At 50.5% G+C, this 17620-nt stretch carries 16 protein-coding genes; 7 read left to right on the forward strand and 9 right to left on the reverse strand.

Annotated elements, in window-relative coordinates:
- Positions 1 to 201 precede the first annotated feature (201 nt).
- Positions 202 to 933, reverse strand: coding sequence for a tRNA (adenine(22)-N(1))-methyltransferase TrmK (locus ACTG33_RS02385; protein ID WP_439133579.1), 732 nt, complete (start codon positions 931 to 933; stop codon positions 202 to 204).
- Between the two features lie 239 nt (positions 934 to 1172).
- Between ACTG33_RS02385 and ACTG33_RS02390 the strand changes: the two genes are divergently transcribed.
- Positions 1173 to 2102, forward strand: coding sequence for a DUF808 domain-containing protein (locus ACTG33_RS02390; RefSeq protein ID WP_439133580.1), 930 nt, complete (start codon positions 1173 to 1175; stop codon positions 2100 to 2102).
- 108 nt (positions 2103 to 2210) lie between these two features.
- Entirely contained in the window at positions 2211 to 2771 is a 561-nt protein-coding gene (locus ACTG33_RS02395) for a phosphatase domain-containing protein (protein WP_439133581.1), read from the forward strand.
- Positions 2772 to 2949: 178 nt separating this feature from the next.
- On the opposite strand, the gene ACTG33_RS02400 is transcribed toward ACTG33_RS02395, so the two are convergent.
- The gene (locus tag ACTG33_RS02400; protein ID WP_439133582.1) at positions 2950 to 4908 is read right to left on the reverse strand and encodes a VacB/RNase II family 3'-5' exoribonuclease; all 1959 of its coding nucleotides are present in this window, start codon (positions 4906 to 4908) and stop codon (positions 2950 to 2952) included.
- A gap of 245 nt (positions 4909 to 5153) precedes the next feature.
- Here ACTG33_RS02400 and ACTG33_RS02405 point away from each other — a divergent pair, with 245 nt between their 5' ends.
- From ACTG33_RS02405 to ACTG33_RS02415, 3 genes are all read left to right on the forward strand, one after another.
- Positions 5154 to 5471: a BolA family protein gene (locus ACTG33_RS02405; RefSeq protein ID WP_439133583.1), complete on the forward strand. Its 318-nt coding sequence runs from the start codon at positions 5154 to 5156 to the stop codon at positions 5469 to 5471.
- Positions 5472 to 5602: 131 nt separating this feature from the next.
- Positions 5603 to 6550, forward strand: coding sequence for an oxygen-dependent tRNA uridine(34) hydroxylase TrhO (gene trhO, locus ACTG33_RS02410; RefSeq protein WP_439133584.1), 948 nt, complete (start codon positions 5603 to 5605; stop codon positions 6548 to 6550).
- A 507-nt stretch (positions 6551 to 7057) separates the two neighbouring features.
- Complete coding sequence (locus tag ACTG33_RS02415; RefSeq protein ID WP_439133585.1) at positions 7058 to 7369, forward strand: hypothetical protein; 312 nt, start codon at positions 7058 to 7060, stop codon at positions 7367 to 7369.
- Between the two features lie 159 nt (positions 7370 to 7528).
- Here ACTG33_RS02415 and ACTG33_RS02420 read toward each other — a convergent pair whose 3' ends face one another.
- The 3 genes from ACTG33_RS02420 to ACTG33_RS02430 form a co-directional block, all read right to left on the reverse strand.
- On the reverse strand, positions 7529 to 8017 hold the full coding sequence (locus tag ACTG33_RS02420) for a hypothetical protein (protein ID WP_439133586.1): 489 nt from the start codon (positions 8015 to 8017) through the stop codon (positions 7529 to 7531).
- Between the two features lie 286 nt (positions 8018 to 8303).
- Complete coding sequence (gene rdgC, locus ACTG33_RS02425) at positions 8304 to 9218, reverse strand: recombination-associated protein RdgC (protein ID WP_439133587.1); 915 nt, start codon at positions 9216 to 9218, stop codon at positions 8304 to 8306.
- Between the two features lie 251 nt (positions 9219 to 9469).
- Complete coding sequence (locus tag ACTG33_RS02430) at positions 9470 to 10060, reverse strand: DUF4202 domain-containing protein (RefSeq protein WP_439133588.1); 591 nt, start codon at positions 10058 to 10060, stop codon at positions 9470 to 9472.
- 196 nt (positions 10061 to 10256) lie between these two features.
- Here ACTG33_RS02430 and ACTG33_RS02435 point away from each other — a divergent pair, with 196 nt between their 5' ends.
- Positions 10257 to 10961, forward strand: a complete 705-nt coding sequence (locus ACTG33_RS02435) for an OmpW/AlkL family protein (protein WP_439133589.1) — start codon at positions 10257 to 10259, stop codon at positions 10959 to 10961.
- 111 nt (positions 10962 to 11072) lie between these two features.
- Here the strand turns inward: ACTG33_RS02435 and fnr are convergent, their stop codons facing one another.
- A complete protein-coding gene (gene fnr / locus ACTG33_RS02440; RefSeq protein WP_439133590.1) occupies positions 11073 to 11831 on the reverse strand; it encodes a fumarate/nitrate reduction transcriptional regulator Fnr in 759 nt (252 codons plus the stop codon).
- 398 nt (positions 11832 to 12229) lie between these two features.
- Positions 12230 to 13075, reverse strand: a complete 846-nt coding sequence (locus ACTG33_RS02445) for a hypothetical protein (RefSeq protein ID WP_439133591.1) — start codon at positions 13073 to 13075, stop codon at positions 12230 to 12232.
- A gap of 710 nt (positions 13076 to 13785) precedes the next feature.
- On the opposite strand from ACTG33_RS02445, the gene ACTG33_RS02450 reads away from it, so the two are divergent.
- Entirely contained in the window at positions 13786 to 14592 is an 807-nt protein-coding gene (locus ACTG33_RS02450; RefSeq protein WP_439133592.1) for a universal stress protein, read from the forward strand.
- Between the two features lie 71 nt (positions 14593 to 14663).
- Here the strand turns inward: ACTG33_RS02450 and ACTG33_RS02455 are convergent, their stop codons facing one another.
- Together ACTG33_RS02455 and ACTG33_RS02460 are read right to left on the reverse strand one after the other, a co-directional pair.
- Positions 14664 to 16154, reverse strand: coding sequence for a CoA-acylating methylmalonate-semialdehyde dehydrogenase (locus ACTG33_RS02455; protein ID WP_439133593.1), 1491 nt, complete (start codon positions 16152 to 16154; stop codon positions 14664 to 14666).
- A gap of 90 nt (positions 16155 to 16244) precedes the next feature.
- Positions 16245 to 17582, reverse strand: coding sequence for an aspartate aminotransferase family protein (locus ACTG33_RS02460; protein WP_439133594.1), 1338 nt, complete (start codon positions 17580 to 17582; stop codon positions 16245 to 16247).
- Positions 17583 to 17620 lie beyond the last annotated feature (38 nt).

Consider the following 17620-nt stretch of genomic DNA (forward strand, 5'->3'; position numbering starts at 1 on the left):
CCCAAATCCTGAAGTGCCACTGCAGAACTGGCGACCGTCATTTCTGCTTTGCGCTCTGGTCTTAAACCAATCCAGGTGAGTTCTCCCTTAGGCAGCTGTGTGACAAAGCGGGAGAAAAGTCGTTGTTGACTGTTCATGGGAGTTGTCCTTTTGGTTGTCATGAGAAGCCGGGGACCGACATGCAACTGAGTGACTCGTGAATTAGCGACAGGCGAGGCTGTCCCAGGTAGCCTGATAAATATTCAGAATGCGCTGGGCTTCAGAGGCATTGTCGCCCAGAGTACGGCGTTGATAGTGCGTTATCAATTTTGTCAGGTAACGCTGATGAACTTCGTTACCTAAATCCCAGTGGCTGCCGGTTTTGGATACGGTGGGTAAACCGTCGGTTTGCGGGTTCCAGCGAGCGCCAATCACTTCATAATCCCGACCTTTTTCAGTCACCATGGTTTCGTGCAAAAGCGCAAAACCCTGGTCGGCCAGATATTCTCTTAAATCAAACTGGGTCGTGGCGGGACAGAATAAAAAGTCCAGAGGCTGATCTGGATGTCGAGGCAGTATTTTCCGCAGAATCTCGACGCTGTGTTCGCCGCCCACGCCGGCAATGATAACCAGATGACGCTGATCTTCGGAAAACCTGAGTTGACTGGCGTCGGCGGCCAGAGCTTGATAGCGTGCGGCAGGATAGCAAGTCAGTCTTTGCTGCAGGTCTGTGATCAGGTGTGGTACCTGATCGACAAAATGCACCTGCTCACATAGTCCTCTGGCGAGTATTTTGATGCCAAGGTATCCGTGGTCACAACAACAGTCCCAGATACTAGTGTATTGCCCGCTTTTCTGAGCAGCCTCAACCCACTGATAGAGCGACCTTAGTCGTGCGCCCAAATAGGGGAGTTTCGGCATGACGGTGTCAGAAGCGTTCGGTGGCAAGGGCATGGTGGGTTATCAGTCTTGGGGCCATATCTTGGAGGCGTTAGGTTGGCAGGAACCGGAAGTGGCGCCATCTTAAGGAATTTACCCGGCTTTCGCTACCCGTGTGGTGAACGGCTGAGTGCCTGCTGGTATAGTCGCTCAAGGATATGCACCAAAGGTGGTTATAACAGCTAAGGTTAAGGTTTACAGACAACATTCAACAATAACCACAGCTCAATAACGGTCAGGAAGGGGCGGAAAGGATGGCAGGAACAAGTTTACTGGCGCTGATCGATGACATAGCCAGCATGCTGGATGATATTTCAGCAATGACCAAAGTCACGGCAGGAAAAACCGCAGGTCTTCTCGGTGATGACCTTGCGTTGAACGCCAATCAACTGACCGGTGTCAGGGCAGAGCGTGAATTGCCCGTGGTTTGGGCTGTCGCCAAGGGATCCTTGATCAATAAGTGTATTTTGCTGCCATTGGCGTTTTTGATTTCAGCCTTTATTCCCTGGCTAATTCAGCCATTATTGATGTTGGGCGGTGCGTATCTTTGCTATGAAGGCGCTGAAAAAATATGGCACTGGCTAAGTCATCGTTCGAAGAAGGGAGAGCCTGAAGCCGTAGAGAATACTCCCAGGCCAAAGCTTACGATGTCTGCCGAAGAGTTGCTGATCTTCGAGAAAGACAAAATTAAAGGTGCCATCCGCACGGATTTTATTCTATCCGCAGAAATCATCGTTATTGCTCTGGGAACGGTGCAGGAGATGTCATTAATGGGGGCCGTGGTTGTGGTGTCCCTGATTGCTTTTTTGATGACCGCGGGTGTGTACAGTGTTGTCGCCGGTATTGTGAAGCTGGATGACTTGGGGTTGTACCTGATTCAGAAAACCGAAGCGGATGATTCGGTGTCTGATTATGTGGGACGAGGCATTCTTAATTTATGTCCCTGGTTAATGAAAACCCTGTCAATCGTAGGCACTCTGGCGATGTTTTTGGTGGGTGGTGGTATTTTAATGCATGGACTTCACCCAGTGGCTCACTTTTTTGAGCACTGGTTTGACGCGCATCAGGTCGCAGCCTGGTTGACGACCGTTGGGATGATGCTGGTATCGCTGATTTTTGGCTGGGTTCTGGGTACCGTTCTGGTCTGGATCATGGGTCTTTTCCAGCCGTCGGCCAAGCACTGATGAATATTAAGCACTGATTAACATCAATCACCGACTAAAGCAGGGCCAGTAATGGATATGACCTCATTCAGCGTTTCTCGATGTGCCGCAATCCTCTTGTGGAGTGTCGTGGCTGTTCCCTCTGGGGCCGAGACAACCTCTTTAACCAATAACGCTGACAGTATTGATCGCAAAACGGTCAGCAATAATGAACGTAACAACGATATGGAGAACCCTATTGTGAGCAACTCTAACGTGAATATAGACGCTATTAACCTGATGCATCCCGAGCCCACGACCTATACCAGTGGTCAGCCGACCAAGGAACAGCTCAAAGACATGTCTGATTCCGGTATCAGACATGTGATTAATCTGCGACCCGATTCAGAAATGGATTGGGATGAACGTCAGTATGTTGAATCGCTGGGGATGACTTATGCTGTGTTACCCATTGCCTCTCCGGCCGACCTCACGACCGATAACGCCGCTGCGCTGGATAAGCTACTGTCGCAGGCCGGGGATGAAATGGTGCTGGTGCACTGCGCCAGTGGCAATCGCGTGGGAGCGGTAATCGCCATACGCGAAGGCAAGTTAAAGAACGTGGGCCTGGAGCAGGCGATTGAGACCGGAAAGCAGTGGGGGTTGACCAAGATGGAGCCTCAAACTCGTGAGGCCCTCTCAGAAAATTAATAGTCAGAAAATTAATAGTCAGAAAAAAGAATGGTCAGAAAAAAGAATGATCGGAAAATTAACGGCCAGAGGATGGGTGTCAGCTGACGAGTGTCGGTAGCTGGGATTCCAGATAGTTTAGGCACCATTAAAAAAGGCAGGGGGATACTCCTGCCTTTTTTGCGTTAACCAGCCTGGTTTACACCAGCTTAAAGTTAATCCGTTTTTTATCCAGATCAACTCGGTCAATCAAGACCTCAACCGGCTGATTAAGAATAAAGCTTTGTTCTTCTCCTTTCAGCATCATACGCTCAGGGTCAAACTTGAAGGCCTTGGGATCCAGTTTCACAAAACCGTTAATGCCCCAGTCGTTCAGTTTTACGGTAACGCCTTGCGAGGTGACCCGAAAAACCGTGGCACTCAAAGTTTGCTCCGGATTTTGTTGCTTGAACTCCTCCACAAACAGGCAGTAGAGCCATTGTTCCAGATCTCGACTGGCAGCGCGGGTAGTACCGATGCGTGCCTGCATTTCGTTTAACGCTTCCTGTGTCGGAGCTTCAACTGCGTCTCCGCCTTGCAGGATTGCACGCAGGGCGCGGTGGTTGTAGAAATCGTTGTAGCGTCGGATCGGCGAGGTCACTGTGGCGTAATGTTGCATGGCCAGACCCAGATGCGGTGAGGCTTCAGTGGTCAGAACACCCGCTTGCAGCATCAGTCGGAAAGCCGCCAGTTGTGGAGCCGCCTCTGGGTTCTGATGCAAAGTTTTGATCAATTCGCGATAACCGTCGAGGCTGAGTAGATCCAGCTCGGCCAGTTCCGGAAAGTCTTCAGCGATAACTTTGCGGATATTGTCCAACCGCTCACTGCGGAATCCCTTGTGAGAAGAGTAAATGCCGCTGTTGGCGTGCTGAGCAAAGAAATCACCTGCCGAGCGGTTGGTTGCCAGCATCGACTCTTCCACAATCTGTTGCGCCAGATTCCGGCTTTGACGCTTGATCTCTGCAATGTGTTTTTGATCGTTCAATACCAGATCGTAGTCGTCCCGCTCTTCCATTTTGAGCATGTGTTCACTGCGGTAATTGTTCAGTGCCTGACTGCAGTCCAGCAGCGCTTTCAGTAGCTCGTGGCTGTCTGCGGGAACCGCATCGGTCTGATCCTGTTCCAGAAACGCGGCCACGTTTTCATAGCTGAGTTTGTGGGCTGAGCGGACAATGGCAAATTCAAACTGTGTACTTTCAATGGTGCCGTCTTTGCTGATTTGCATCTGGCACAACAGTGCAGGGCGGTCTTCGCCGGGCATCAGGGAATAGGCGTTGTGAGACAGCTCTTCCGGCAGCATGGTAATGGCCTGACCGGGCAGATAAGCCGTGTTAGCGCGTTTGTATGCGGCTTTGTCCAGTGCCGATCCCGAGGCAATGGAAGAGGTGGGGTCGGCAATGGCGACTTTCAGCAGCCATCCTTGATCGTTGGCCTCGACTGAGAGGGCGTCATCCATGTCTTTGGTGGTGGCAGAGTCGATGGTGACGAAGGGTTGATCCTGCAGTGTGGTGCGGGATTGGTAATCTGCCAGCGAGTCCAGGGATTGTTGACGGATGCTGTCCAGCTGGGCCTGTTCCTCTTTCGTCCAGCGGGTCGCTAAGTTGTGCTTGTGGCAGACGACCTTATGTTCGATACCGACATCACCGGGTTTGCCCAGGATTTCGACGACCTTGGCCTGTCCTTTGCCATCTTCAAAAGGGTGGCGAGTCAGGCGACACACCAGAAAATCGCCTTCCTGTGCTTTGTTGCGAGCTTTGGGGGGCAGAAATACCCAGCGATTCAGTTGTGGCATGTCGATGGCGATAAAGTGGCCTTTACCGCGTATCAGGTACTGACCGATCAGAACCTTGGTGGTGGAACTGATTAATTTGTCCAGCTCGACCTCAATCTTGTTGCTGTCCGGATTGTCTTTCTTTTCGGTGACACTCACTTCTACTCGATCACCGGGCAGGACACGTGCCATCTCATCAGGTGCCAGGAAGGCTTCTCTGCCATCGTCCAGCGTGACAAAGCCGAAACGCCCCTGGCTGCCGCGAACAGTGCCTTCGGCCAGGTTTTTATCGGAACGGATGGTTTCTTTAAGCTGGTTCAGTTGTGACAGAGCGTTCAGATCAAGCATGAGAGGGGAGCATCTTATGGGAGGTCGTAGTAAAACTCGCAGTTGGCGGGTCGCTAAGGCGGCCATAATAGCAAATTCACCCTGCAGATAAAGTGACAGGTTGATGCAATGGTGGCTAACAGGGCAGTTAATTTCTCCGGTACCGAGAAAGACCGGGTGTATCTTCGGTATAATCGCGGGTTACGAGTAAAGCCCAGAGGTCATTTTCAGGGCTATTTAACGCATACAGGACGGTTGTTACCCTTATGAAAATCCAAACCGCGATTACCCAAAAGTTAGAGCAGCATTTCTCCCCAGCCCATCTGGACGTGGTCAATGAAAGCCACATGCACAATGTACCGCCAGGTTCAGAGTCGCATTTTAAGGTTGTTCTGGTGAGTGAAAGCTTTGAAGGTTTACGTCAGGTCCCGCGCCATCAACAGGTGTACAAGGTATTGAGCGAGGAAATGGCAGGGGAAGTGCACGCACTGGCGCTGCATACCTACAGCCCCGAAGAGTGGCAGGCAACGGGGTTGGCACCTGATTCACCTCAATGTTTGGGTGGTTCCAAGGCCGATCGCTAAACCTGTTATGACGTCAATTGGTGGTGTTCAAAAAATCATCAGTTGGCTACAATGGCGCCCTTTTTGATGGCCAGCGTCAGATGCTGGCTGAATATCCTGATATTTTATCGATGTTGAGTTAGTTAGACGTTATGAGTCAGTTTGTTATTGCCGCCCTCTATAAGTTTGTCTCCCTGCCGGATTATCAGGAGATGCGAGATCCTTTGCTGGAGCACTGTCTGCAGGCGGGTGTGAAAGGGACGCTTCTGCTGGCCAGTGAGGGTGTCAACGGCACCATTGCAGGCAGTCGGGAAGGGATAGACAGCGTTCTAAGCTATCTGAAAGCTGACGAGCGTCTGGAAGGGCTGAGTCATAAAGAGTCCATTGACGAAGAAATGCCGTTTTACCGCATGAAGGTCAAACTCAAAAAAGAGATCGTCACAATGGGGGTAGAAGGCATCGATCCCCGCCGAGTGGTGGGGACCTATGTGGATCCCAAAGACTGGAATGATCTGATTTCCGATCCTGAGGTAGTCGTTGTAGACACCCGTAATGACTATGAATATGAGCTGGGCAGCTTTCAGGGAGCCCTCAACCCCAATACCAAGTCGTTTCGCGAGTTTCCTCAGTATGTGGCAGAGAATATGGACCCTGCCAAGCACAAGAAGGTGGCAATGTTCTGCACCGGTGGTATCCGTTGTGAAAAGTCCACGGCGTATATGAAAGAGCAGGGCTTCGAAGAGGTGTATCACCTGCACGGCGGTATTCTGCAATATCTGGAAGACGTGCCTGCCCAGGAAAGCCTGTGGGACGGTGAATGCTATGTGTTTGATAATCGTGTGAGTGTGGATCACAACCTGCAGCCAGGCACTTACGACCTCTGCCATGGTTGTCGTGAACCCATCACCGACGAGGACAAGCTCTCAGACAAGTACATCGAAGGGGTGACTTGCCCCCGTTGTCATGACACCCAAACTCCAGAGCAGCGGGCGCGTTTCATGGAGCGTCAAAAGCAGATTGAACTGGCGCGTCAGCGCAACGAAGTTCACATAGGTGCTTTACCTCCTGAGCGTCAGGTTTCAAAAAATTCAAAAGACTGATCGTTTTAACTTTCTACGACTTCAACTCTGTCCTGTCTCCTTTGTATGACTGTTCAAAGGAGACAGGATGATATTCAGATATACGGCCAGTTATCAGCATTGGCTCTAGTTAGCTTACCAGCTTGGTCATTGTGACCAGGGGTCTATCTTGTCCAGACTTGGGACGGGCTTCTCTGCTTCACGCATGTCACTGTGGGCTTGATCGCAAAAATGTCGCTGTCAGATGTTGGGGGCAGAGGGATTTGTTTATTATCGCGCCGCTTGAAGCTCAGATATGGCCATGAAACCGCAGGATCTTTCGGCTTTTCGAGGGATTTGAAGGGTATTCACTGTACTATCGTGCCACTTAGTGGTCTAATTCTCGCCAGAATCGTACAAATTAAGAAGCAGCTTTACGGGTCTAAGTGTTTTTATTGCCCCCGTATTTATAAAGCCTGTTGTGTTAAATGCTGTTATTAATTCTGTAGGTGTTACAGATTTAAGATGTAGAGCCGTAGTTGAGAAGTAATGAATTTAGAAGCCTGGACCGTTGATTTAAAGAGCCTGAGTGCTACCCATGAAAGTGGCTTTCGATTGGAGATAGAAGGCAACCCGAAAGACCCCAGTGCTGTTCATCCTGGCAAGTTCCCCAAGGGACTCACTAGTATTGAGCAAGTGCGACTGGTTCGTTTGGGGGTGGAAGCTATCACAAAAGAGGCTAAAAATAGCCGGTCAACCAGACCTGTGGTTAAGAAGCCCGCCTATATCCCGCCGGCGAACAAGCCGAAGCGTGCGACACTATCTCTGAAGAAAAAGTCCGAAGACTCCCCGCCTGCCTGATACGGCTGATGTGTGCCCCGTTGTTCAAGTTGTAAGACGCTTATCGAAGGTCATTAAAAAGGCGCAGATGCGCCTTTTGAGATGGCTCTTGTGTGAGCCGTTTTGGTTGATAAGTCTGTCTCGTTTTAAGAGCTCTGCCAGCCTCGAATTGAGAACTGTCTATCGATATACGACCTGACCTTTCATTAGCATGGTGGTCTGGTGGTCATCGACCAGCTTGAACAGGTTGTCAAACTTGTCTGCCGCAACGTCCGTTGGGCTTCCGCCGGCATCTACACTGTATGTCACACCGCTGATCAAAGACGTCAGCTCATCAGACACAGAATCCATTGCTTCGAAAATTGACGCTGTGGTGGCGTCGTCCAGAAACAATCGGTTTTGTTTGGTCTGGCTCAGGTATTGATCACACTCTTTTAGCCAGTCTTCACGTTGATCCAGGAACTTGCGGATATTATTCATACCACCGCGGTGCTGGCTGACCAGTTGCTTATCCCGGTAACTCTGAAGGCTTTTGATGGAAGAGGTAATAAAGTCCAGTTTGATGTCGTTACAGTATTTTTCATTTAGGTAGCTGGGGAATTCGCCATCTGCCATGGCGCTACCGGCCAGAAGCAGTACAAATGGGGCGAAAAGCATTTTGATTTTCATAATCGGCTGCCTGAATTGTTTTATGGTTATTAGTGCCGCACTGCTTAGATCCCTTCGCGGCAATTCACGCTACACCTGTGATATACGTCACGTTACTGTCGCATGTCAACACTGCGCTGGCATGAAGAAGCACATTCGGCCTAATTAGACCTCTTTTGGCTGTAAATGACTTTTCAGTCTAAAGTATCGGCAAACTGGTAGAGGGCATGGTGATTACTGACCAAAGACCTCTATCGGGTTGTCATTAAGGTGTTATGCAGTTGGCGATTTAAGTCAGGCAGGAGGCTTAAACCGGGTCTGGCCGTTTGTCTCCGAAGTGATTGAGAAGGGCGGGAATAAAGCGTTGGAATGTTCCGGTCATCAGAGCGAAGTCGGCGTCAAACTGCGCGGCTTTGTCACCATCGGCACTGTCCTGAGCCTCGCTGATGAGCTCTTCACCAAACTTTAGGCGTTTGATCGACAGGTCGTCTGCGAGCATATATTGCAGGCATTCATCCCAATTCAGAGCGAGTTTTACCGCTTGCTTGCCGGCATTCAGGTGAGGCTCAATTTCCTTGCCCAGCAAATCCTGCTTTTTACAGCGAACGATGCCGCCTTCTTCGCGCTGTTCCCGCAGCTCACATTCATCACCCAGCTCCAGATCTTCTGGCAGAGGTTCGCCTTTCAGCCAGCTGGTCATGACAACGGCGGGTGATTCGGTGACCTGAACAGGCACTACCGGCAGGCTGCCCAGGGTGTCGCGAAGTAGCTTCATCCATTCTTCGGCTTTTCCGTAGGATCCGCTGTCGATACACAGCCAGCCGTTTTTGATGTCGATATAACCAAACGTGCGGTGGGTTTTGGTGAAGGCCTGGGGTAGACAGTCGAAGATAATTTCTTCTTTAAGCGTCTCTTTTTCTTTGCGATAAACCCGGCGATCTTCTTTTGCTTCAATGATCTTAACTTTGTCTTCCACTTTCTCCCGAATCACGGAGGCAGGCAGAACTTTTTCTTCTTTGCGCGCGCACAGCATAAGACAGCCATTGGCGCTGTGGTAGAGCTCCTGACTGATGTCGCCCATGGGGCTTACCCAGCCGTAACGACTCGTTTCCTGACGACCACAAGGCGTGAAGGCCTGAGGTTGTAGTAACTCCGCAAGCTGTTCGACATCGGTTTCGAAAGGGCTGGTGAAACGGTATAGCAGAAGATTTTTAAACCACATAGATAACCTGTTTGAACATCTTGAAGGAGTGCGGAAAAAGGCCGCGCATTATGGCCTAGCCAGTAACTGACTACAACCAACCTTGCAGGTAAGTGGTGAGTGTTTGTGAAAGCTGTCGATAGACGAGGAGGCTGCTAAAAAATCACCAGAGAGGTGGTTTATTGATCGCCAGTCATGCCATGCTGATAAGCAGACCAGAGCCTCCATGCTTCTATAATTCTCTATTATTTATGGCTAGCTATTTTCTATCGCTAACCATTCAGAGCCTGACCGACCAGTGACCCCATCGCATCCGAAAGAGGCAGTTTAAGGGCTGCGGCGTGGCCGTCTTCTGACATTTTGTTCCAGGTTTTACGGATGATGTCGACGATTTTTTCATCGCTGTGTTGAGCGGCAAAGTCTTCCAGGTGATAGGTCAGAAACACCAGGCAGGCAATGTCTTCCAGAGTTTGAGCTTCCGAGTCGCGTTTAAGCTGTTTCTTTTGCAGTAGGCTTTTGGCGCGTTCTTGTTCGTCTTCACTGTAGCCACAATCGGCCATCAGTTCGGCGGTTAGCGTTGCGTGAAATTTAGCCAGTTCTGTGCGCCAGCGCTTGTAGCCCGGACGATCCATGGGGTAATCCCGGCGGGCAATGGCCCAGCGCTGGATATGCTGTGCACGACAGGCGATTTGCAGAATTTCGGAAGCGTCGGGCTGAAAAGACGCCAAACACTGTGACATACGTTGCCCATAGAGCCACTCTTTCGCTACAGATTGCCCCTGATGTTCTACAGTATTGGGATCTTGCTGATTTTTGTCATCAATGGCACTCAAAACCTGTTGTAAGCGATCATCTTGGGTCATGGATTTTCTCTGCCTGTTTTTGCCTGTAATCGGTAGCCAATGTATGACGACATGATAGGGAGTTTATAGATAATGGGTATTTTCGGACTTTTTGCATTAGTTGTAAAAGATTTAATCCAGATCAAGAACTTGCGCGGTTGATTCATGTGTAATGGCGCCAGTTCAGAAACAACATCCTACTGAGAGAGAATGAAACATGAAAAAGGCATTAATTGTATCCTTGGCTGCAGCAGTTTCTGCAATCACTTTTCCTGTCTGTGCCCAAACTTATCAGGCCGGTGATTGGGTTGTGCGTGCTGGTGCAACCGAGGTTGCTCCTGCTGAAAGTAGCTCCGCTTTAACACTTGATGGCACTGTTTTACCTGCACCACTCAGTGGGAACTTGAAGGTGGACGACGATACTCAGCTGGGTTTAACCGTTGAATATATGATTACCAATAATGTGGGTATTGAACTTCTGGCAGCAACGCCGTTTTCGCACACCGCAACTGTGACCAATGCGACGGCGCTTCAGGGGCTGGATGTGGCTGATATCAAACACCTGCCCCCCACTCTGAGTGCGGTGTACCACATTGATTTGGGCAATAATTTTCAACCTTATTTAGGCGTAGGCATCAACTACACGACTTTCTTTGATGAAGATACCACCAGTGCAGCGGATGCAACCTTTGCTACTTTGGGTTTGACCGGAGGTGATGTAGAAATGGATGACTCCTGGGGTGCATCGTTCCAAGTGGGTTTTGATTATCACTTGAATCAAAACTGGTTGGTAAACGCCTCAGTGCGCTGGATCGACATTGATTCGACCGCTACTATTAAGTTCGATAACGGTTCCGAGATTGAGTCGGATGTTGAGATTGATCCTTATGTCTATACGCTTTCTGTCGGCTATAAGTTTTAATTTGTGGTAGCACGTCAATCGGTGAAACTAGTGATTAAACAGTAGAACGAATAAACCCGGCGTTTGCCGGGTTTATTGCTAGATGGCTGAGCGATCAAAAGCTCGGTCTGATCAGACGATGGACTCAGCGTGAGCGATTCTTTTCAGTCCTTCCATATCTAAAATCTCAATATCTTTCTTATCAACACGTATCAGCTCGCTTTTTTGCAGACGCCCCAGAACCCGACTCACGGTTTCAATGGTTAGGCCCAGATAGTTGCCCATATCGGAGCGAGACATGGGTAGTTGGAAGGCGGTGGCTGAAAGTTGTCGGTGATGATTCCGCGTGGAAATACTCAGCAGTAAAGAGGCAATACGTTCGTCAGCGCTGTTTTTGCTGAGTAGTGTGATGAGTTGTTGATCAGAGGTGATCTCTTTGCTCATCAATTGGAAAAAGTGACGCTGCAGAGTAGGGAGCTTCAGACTCAAACCTTCCAGTTGCGAGAAGGGAATCTCACACACCGCCGAGGTTTCCAGCGCAATGGCGGAATTGGTGTGATGATTTTGAGCAAGGCCATCCATACCAAGAATCTCCCCGGGCAAATAGAAACCGGTGACCTGTTCCTGTCCGTCATTGGTGATATTCAATGCCTTGATGGAGCCGGATCTAACTGCGTAGACGGACTCAAACTGATCGCCAGATCGATAGAGGTATTCACCTTTTTGCAGCGGACGACCGCGTTGAATAATGTCATCAAGCTTATCGATATCATCGATATGCAGACTGATAGGAAGGCAGATGGCGCTCAGTCGGCAGTCACCACAGGACACCAGAGGGTTGTGGTGGCACTTTTTCTCGTTGCCGGAAGTTGTTGGAATTGTATTGCTCATAACATCAGCTCTGACAGGCTTACGCAGAATGACGGTTCTGCAAATTTGCCGATATTGTCCTACAGGGCTGGGGGTTAGGTAAAGAGGTCATACACCTAGTGTGAAGAATATACTCCAGCGTGGGGATCTTGAGCGCGCGCGCCGTAAAGCGTGTGCTGCGACGGGTCGCAATCAGGATTAGGGTATGCTGGTGTCAAATATTTGGCGGGTTAAGGGTTTTTCATCACCGCCACCAGAAAAACCAGGTGGCGACTTAATTGTCTGTTTCATCCATATTGCCGTTCTCATCTTTATGGCCATTCCTAACCGTTCGTGGGGTTAGTGACTTTTTTGCTTTTAGGTCTCCAGTGCCCTTGATTGGGTGAGGATGTGGCGACGCGATTACGTTCTTTCCAAATCTAAGGTTGATGGTTAAAGGATGTTTGGCTGAATTGTTGATGCAAGCCCATACACAATGCTGTTAATTGGAGAATGCCAAAGGTTGTCAATGTCAGAATATTATCCTTAATTTCAAACAGGGAATGGTTGGGATCAAAGTGCATCCTCGATATCAGTGAATTTAGCAGTTGAGCTAAATCCAGTTGGTAGCGTTGCTTGAAATAGCTCAGGTCCAGTTGATGGTGGCACAGCAGTTGGTTAATGGCCTGCTTAATGTGAGGATGGGTTGATTCAATCGTGTACTGATCAAAGTCGTGGACAAGATATTTGTCCAGTGCATCTGGATTTGTTGAGCGCAGGTTACCTATGGCACTGGCATTGCCCGGCCCTAGTCCTAGCGAATCACTGACATTCTGGCAATTGTAACCCAGCGAATTGCGCAGCAGGTGGTTTCTTTTTTGGGCACTTGCTAGCGGCGATTCAGGGCTGACAAAGTGATCATTGCCCAGCACCTCATACCCCAACTCGGTCAGGCTCCAAAACAACTTTTGAAAGCCGGTACTATCCGTGGCCGTAGACTTATTCACAGGGGTAAATACAATGCTGTCTGGTTTTCTTCCAATTTCCTGGAGGGCTTGATTCATAATGTCTGAAGGAGATATCGGTAGAGATTGCAGCTGGATTCCAAAATGTTGGAAATTAAACCCCTGAGCCAGTGATGAGCAGTATCGTAGTGCCTCGGCGTTTAATGATTCGTTTGGGGCGAAGATAAATTCAATTGCGTTAAACCCTAAACCTTTAAAGAGGGCCAGACGCTCTGCTTCGAGCTCGTTCATTTTAAAGGCTACGCAATAGAAGTTTCCCATGCTGTTACTGAGCTCAAACTGCCTGCCGAGGAAATACATTAACTGGGTTACGTCCGTATTATCGAGTAGGTTGTGAGGGATTTCCCACCTCAACCAGGGAGAGTGACGACCTTTGAACTCTCGCTGACGGTAGTTTATTTCCCGGAGTAGCCCATCCAGTAGAACTGGATTTGTTTGAGATTGCATTGAGGGCGTTGGCACAATGTTTCTCGGCGCAGAGAGGTACAACCCTAATGATGAGCGATTCAGAGTGCTCACCGTCGAGGCCGTTGAAGGGGCAGCTTTCACTTGATGATCACTCACGGAAGCTTCCCAGTGATAACTGGCCGGCAAGCAACTTTCTGAAATCGAAGACTCAGTTGAATAACACGGTTGTTGGCAGCATGCGGTCATAGAATCACCGAAAGGTAGCGGGTTGGTTAGAAAGTAGTCTATGCGGATGGAGGCTGGATCATCTTGATGCAGGTCAAGAGAGGTGGGGGTAACCCGGGTTGCTGGCACTTGAAACAGCTGATTTAATTGCGGTAGCGAGTCGTGGCAGAAACTCATGGCTATTCAGGCTTTACTACTGAGGTGTTTTGCCGCATGTTGGGCAGAGAAGTTGTTTTGGTTGGCGCGTGGTTTCTCTGCTGTTGACGTGAATCAACAGCAACTTCTTCAGATGGACTACACTACAAGTCACAAATTTACATTTAGGGAAGCCTATAAATATGTCTAAGCAGGATACATTGTTTGTAATTGTTGATCCTACCCAGAAAGAACACGCCGCTTTGGAGCGTGCAGTCATCACCTCTCGTTTGCGTGACGTCAGTCCCAAGCTGAAAGTTTTTGTCGCGGTGGACTCGGCGGCGGTTTCTCTGGATGCTGAAAATCCGGATCTATACCGAACCAGCGAGTGGTTTGAGAATCTTAAAAAGCCCATGATAGACGATGGGCTGGACTTCACTTTGGTCATTTGCTGGTCCACGCAGTGGCATGAAGCGGTTCTTCAGGCGGCTAAAAGGACCGAAGCGGATTTGATTCTAATGCCGGACTATTCCGCGAAGGAAACCCGCAATCGATTTAGTGATGCTAAATGGCAGGTGTTGCGCCACGCGACCTGCCCAGTACTGATCTGTCGCCCAGGAGCAGACAGTCAGCGCAAGGTGGTTTTGGCCGCTGTCAAAATGCAGGACACCTCTCCACAGTACACTGAGCTGTGCGATAAGATTATTGCCCGGGGTAAGTGGATGGCCGAGCGTTACAATGCTGACTTTCAGGTGGTGAATGCCTACGCGGATTCATTAAGCTACCCGGATCGCGGCAATATGGTGCGCAAGCTGGGTATCGATTCAGATAAGATCCATGTGCGTCAGGGGTCTCCCGACGAGGTGGTTGCGGATGTTGCGGAAGAGGTGGACGCAGACATTATCGTCGTCGGGACGCTGAAGCGTCGCGGTGTCATGTTGGCCATGCGGGGTAATACGTCTGAGCAGGTGATGGGGCGTGTGCGACAGGACATTATGACGCTTAACTAATTGATAGTTATAGAGCACAAAAAAAGAGGCATCGTGCCTCTTTTTTTGTTTGGGTTTTTACTTTCCGGTTATTAGCTCGGGAAAGAAAATTGCACACCCTCACGAACACCACTGGAAGGCCAGCGCTGAGTGATGGTTTTACGGTTGGTGTAAAAACGCACACCGTCAGGACCGTAAGCGCTCAGGTTACCAAACAGTGAACGCTTCCAGCCGCCGAAGCTGTGGTAAGACACCGGTACTGGCAGGGGAACGTTGATGCCAACCATGCCCACCAAAATGTTGTCGCTAAAGTAGCGAGCGGCTTCACCGTCACGGGTAAAAATACAGGTACCGTTGCCGTACTCGTGATCGTTGATCATTTGCATGGCCTCGTCCATGGTCTCTGCGCGCACGACCAGTAACACAGGGCCGAAGATCTCTTCGTCGTAGCACTTCATGCCTGGCTTGACGTTATCGATCAGGGTACCGCCAACAAAGAAACCGTTTTCAAAACCGGCAACTTGTGGATCACGACCGTCAACGACAATGGTAGCGCCTTGTTCTTCGGCACTATTGATGTAACCGTTGACCTTGTTTTTGTGCGCTTCAGTGATCACTGGGCCAAAGTCGTTATTGGCATTGTCGTAGGCACCGACTTTCAGGTCTTTCATGGCTTCGGTCATCTTCTCGATTAGGCTGTCCGCTGCCTCATCGCCCACGCAAACGGCAACCGACAGCGCCATGCAACGCTCACCGGAAGAGCCAAAGGCGGCGCCGGTCATAGCGGCTACGGCATTATCCATGTCGGCGTCCGGCATGATGATGGCGTGGTTTTTCGCTCCGCCCAGAGCCTGACAGCGTTTGCCGTTGGCGCTGGCCGTTGAGTAGACGTATTCAGCTATCGGTGTGGAACCCACAAAGCTGACGGCCTGTACGCGAGAATCGGTCAGCAGAGTATCTACCGCGATCTTGTCGCCGTTGACGACGTTGATGACGCCTTCTGGCAAACCGGCTTCCTGCAGCAGTTGAGCCACAAACAGAGTGGATGAAGGATCACGCTCCGAAGGCTTCAGAACAAACGTATTACCGCAGACAATCGCCAGTGGATACATCCACAGAGGCACCATGGCAGGGAAGTTAAACGGCGTAATACCGGCAACCACGCCCAGTGGCTGCATTTCGCTCCAGGAATCAATGCCTGGGCCTGCGTTGCGGCTGTGTTCACCTTTCAGCAGCTCAGGCGCGTAGCAGGCGTATTCGACGTTTTCGATACCGCGAGACAGTTCGCCCATGGCGTCGTGGGAAATCTTGCCGTGTTCTTCACCGATCATGGCGCAGATTTGTTCGGCGTGCTCTTCCAGCAACTGCTTAAAGCGAAACATCACTTTGGCGCGTTTAGCCGGAGGTGTATTGCGCCAGGCTGGGTAAGCAGCCTGTGCTGCAGCAATGGCTTCTTCGACGGTCTCTTTAGCAGCCAGAGCAACTTGTTTGGTGACTTCGCCCGTTGCTGGGTTAAAAACGTCTTGTGTGCGCTCAGCGGCTTCACTGAGAGTACCGTTGATCAGGTGTCCGACGATGCTCATAAATACCTCTTGCTTCATTCTGTTGATAACCCGCTGACGAATATGTCGGCGGGTATAACGGGTTATTGGATTTAACAAACTGCTTGGTTTTTATCCTTTGGCGACCTCATTGATACTGTCACCGAGGGCACTGACCAGAGTGTCGACTTCTTCTGGGCTGGAGATAAACGGCATGCCCAGTTGGATGGTGTCACCGCCGTAACGTACGTAATAACCCTTGTCCCACATTCTCATGGCAATTTGGAAAGGACGCAGCAAAGGTTCGCCTGGAACAGCCTCGATGGTGAGGCCGGCTGCCACACCGCAGTTGCGGATGTCAGTAATCAGCGGAGTGCCTTTGAGTTGATGCACGCGGTCTTCAAGAATCGTAGCCAGTTCAGCGGAGCGCTCAATCAGCTTCTCGTCTTCAAGAATATCCAGTGCCGCCAGCCCGGCAGCACAGGCGACCGGATGGGCGGAGTAGGTGTATCCGTGTGGCAGTTCAACGGCGTAATCCGGGCCGCCTTGCTCCATAAAGGTGTCGTAGATTTCTTGCTTGGCGATCACTGCGCCCATCGGCACGGCACCATTGGTGAGCTGCTTGGCGGTATTGATGATGTCCGGTGTGACACCAAATGCCTCGGCACCGGTTTTGGCACCCATACGGCCAAACGCGGTAATCACTTCATCAAAAATCAGCAGAATATTGTTCTGATCGCAAATCTCACGCAACCGCTTCAGGTAGCCTTTGGGGGGAGGCAGTACGCCGGCAGAACCGGCCATTGGCTCCACAATCACCGCAGCGATGTTGGAGGCGTCGTGCAGGGCAATCAGTTCCAGCAGCTCATTGGCTTGTTCGGCGCCTTCTTCTGGCATGCCTTTAACAAACTTGTTCTGCGGCAAAATTGTGTGCGGCAGATGGTCGGCATCCACAGCGTTGCCGAACAGAGCGCGGTTGCCGCCGATGCCACCGACGCTAATACCGCCGAAGTTCACACCGTGATAGCCCTTGGAGCGACCAATCAGCTTGGTTTTGGTGGGCAGGCCTTTTTTGCGCCAGTAGGCGCGGGCGATTTTCAGCGAGGTTTCGGCAGATTCGGATCCGGAACCGGTAAAAAACACACGGTTTAGGCCCGCAGGCATGAAATCGGTGATGCGGTTGGCCAGCTCAAAGGCTTTGGTGTGGCTGAATTGGAACGCCGGGGCGTAATCCAGTGTGGTCAGCTGCTTGCTGACGGCTTCCGCAATTTCAGGGCGACAGTGACCGGCACCACAGGTCCACAGACCGGACAGACCATCAAATATCTGGCGGCCATCAGCACTGGTGTAATAACAGCCTTGTGCACCAGTAATAATGCGTGGATCTTTCTTGAACTGGCGATTGCCGCTGAAGGCAATCCAGTGTGAGTCCAGCTGTTCTGGGCTCAAACCTGCAAACTTGTCGCTCATGATGGTATCTCCGGATGAGGATCGAATCAGTGTGATTT

It is taken from the genome of Pseudomaricurvus sp., assembly GCF_965662505.1.
Classification (GTDB): domain Bacteria; phylum Pseudomonadota; class Gammaproteobacteria; order Pseudomonadales; family Cellvibrionaceae; genus Pseudomaricurvus.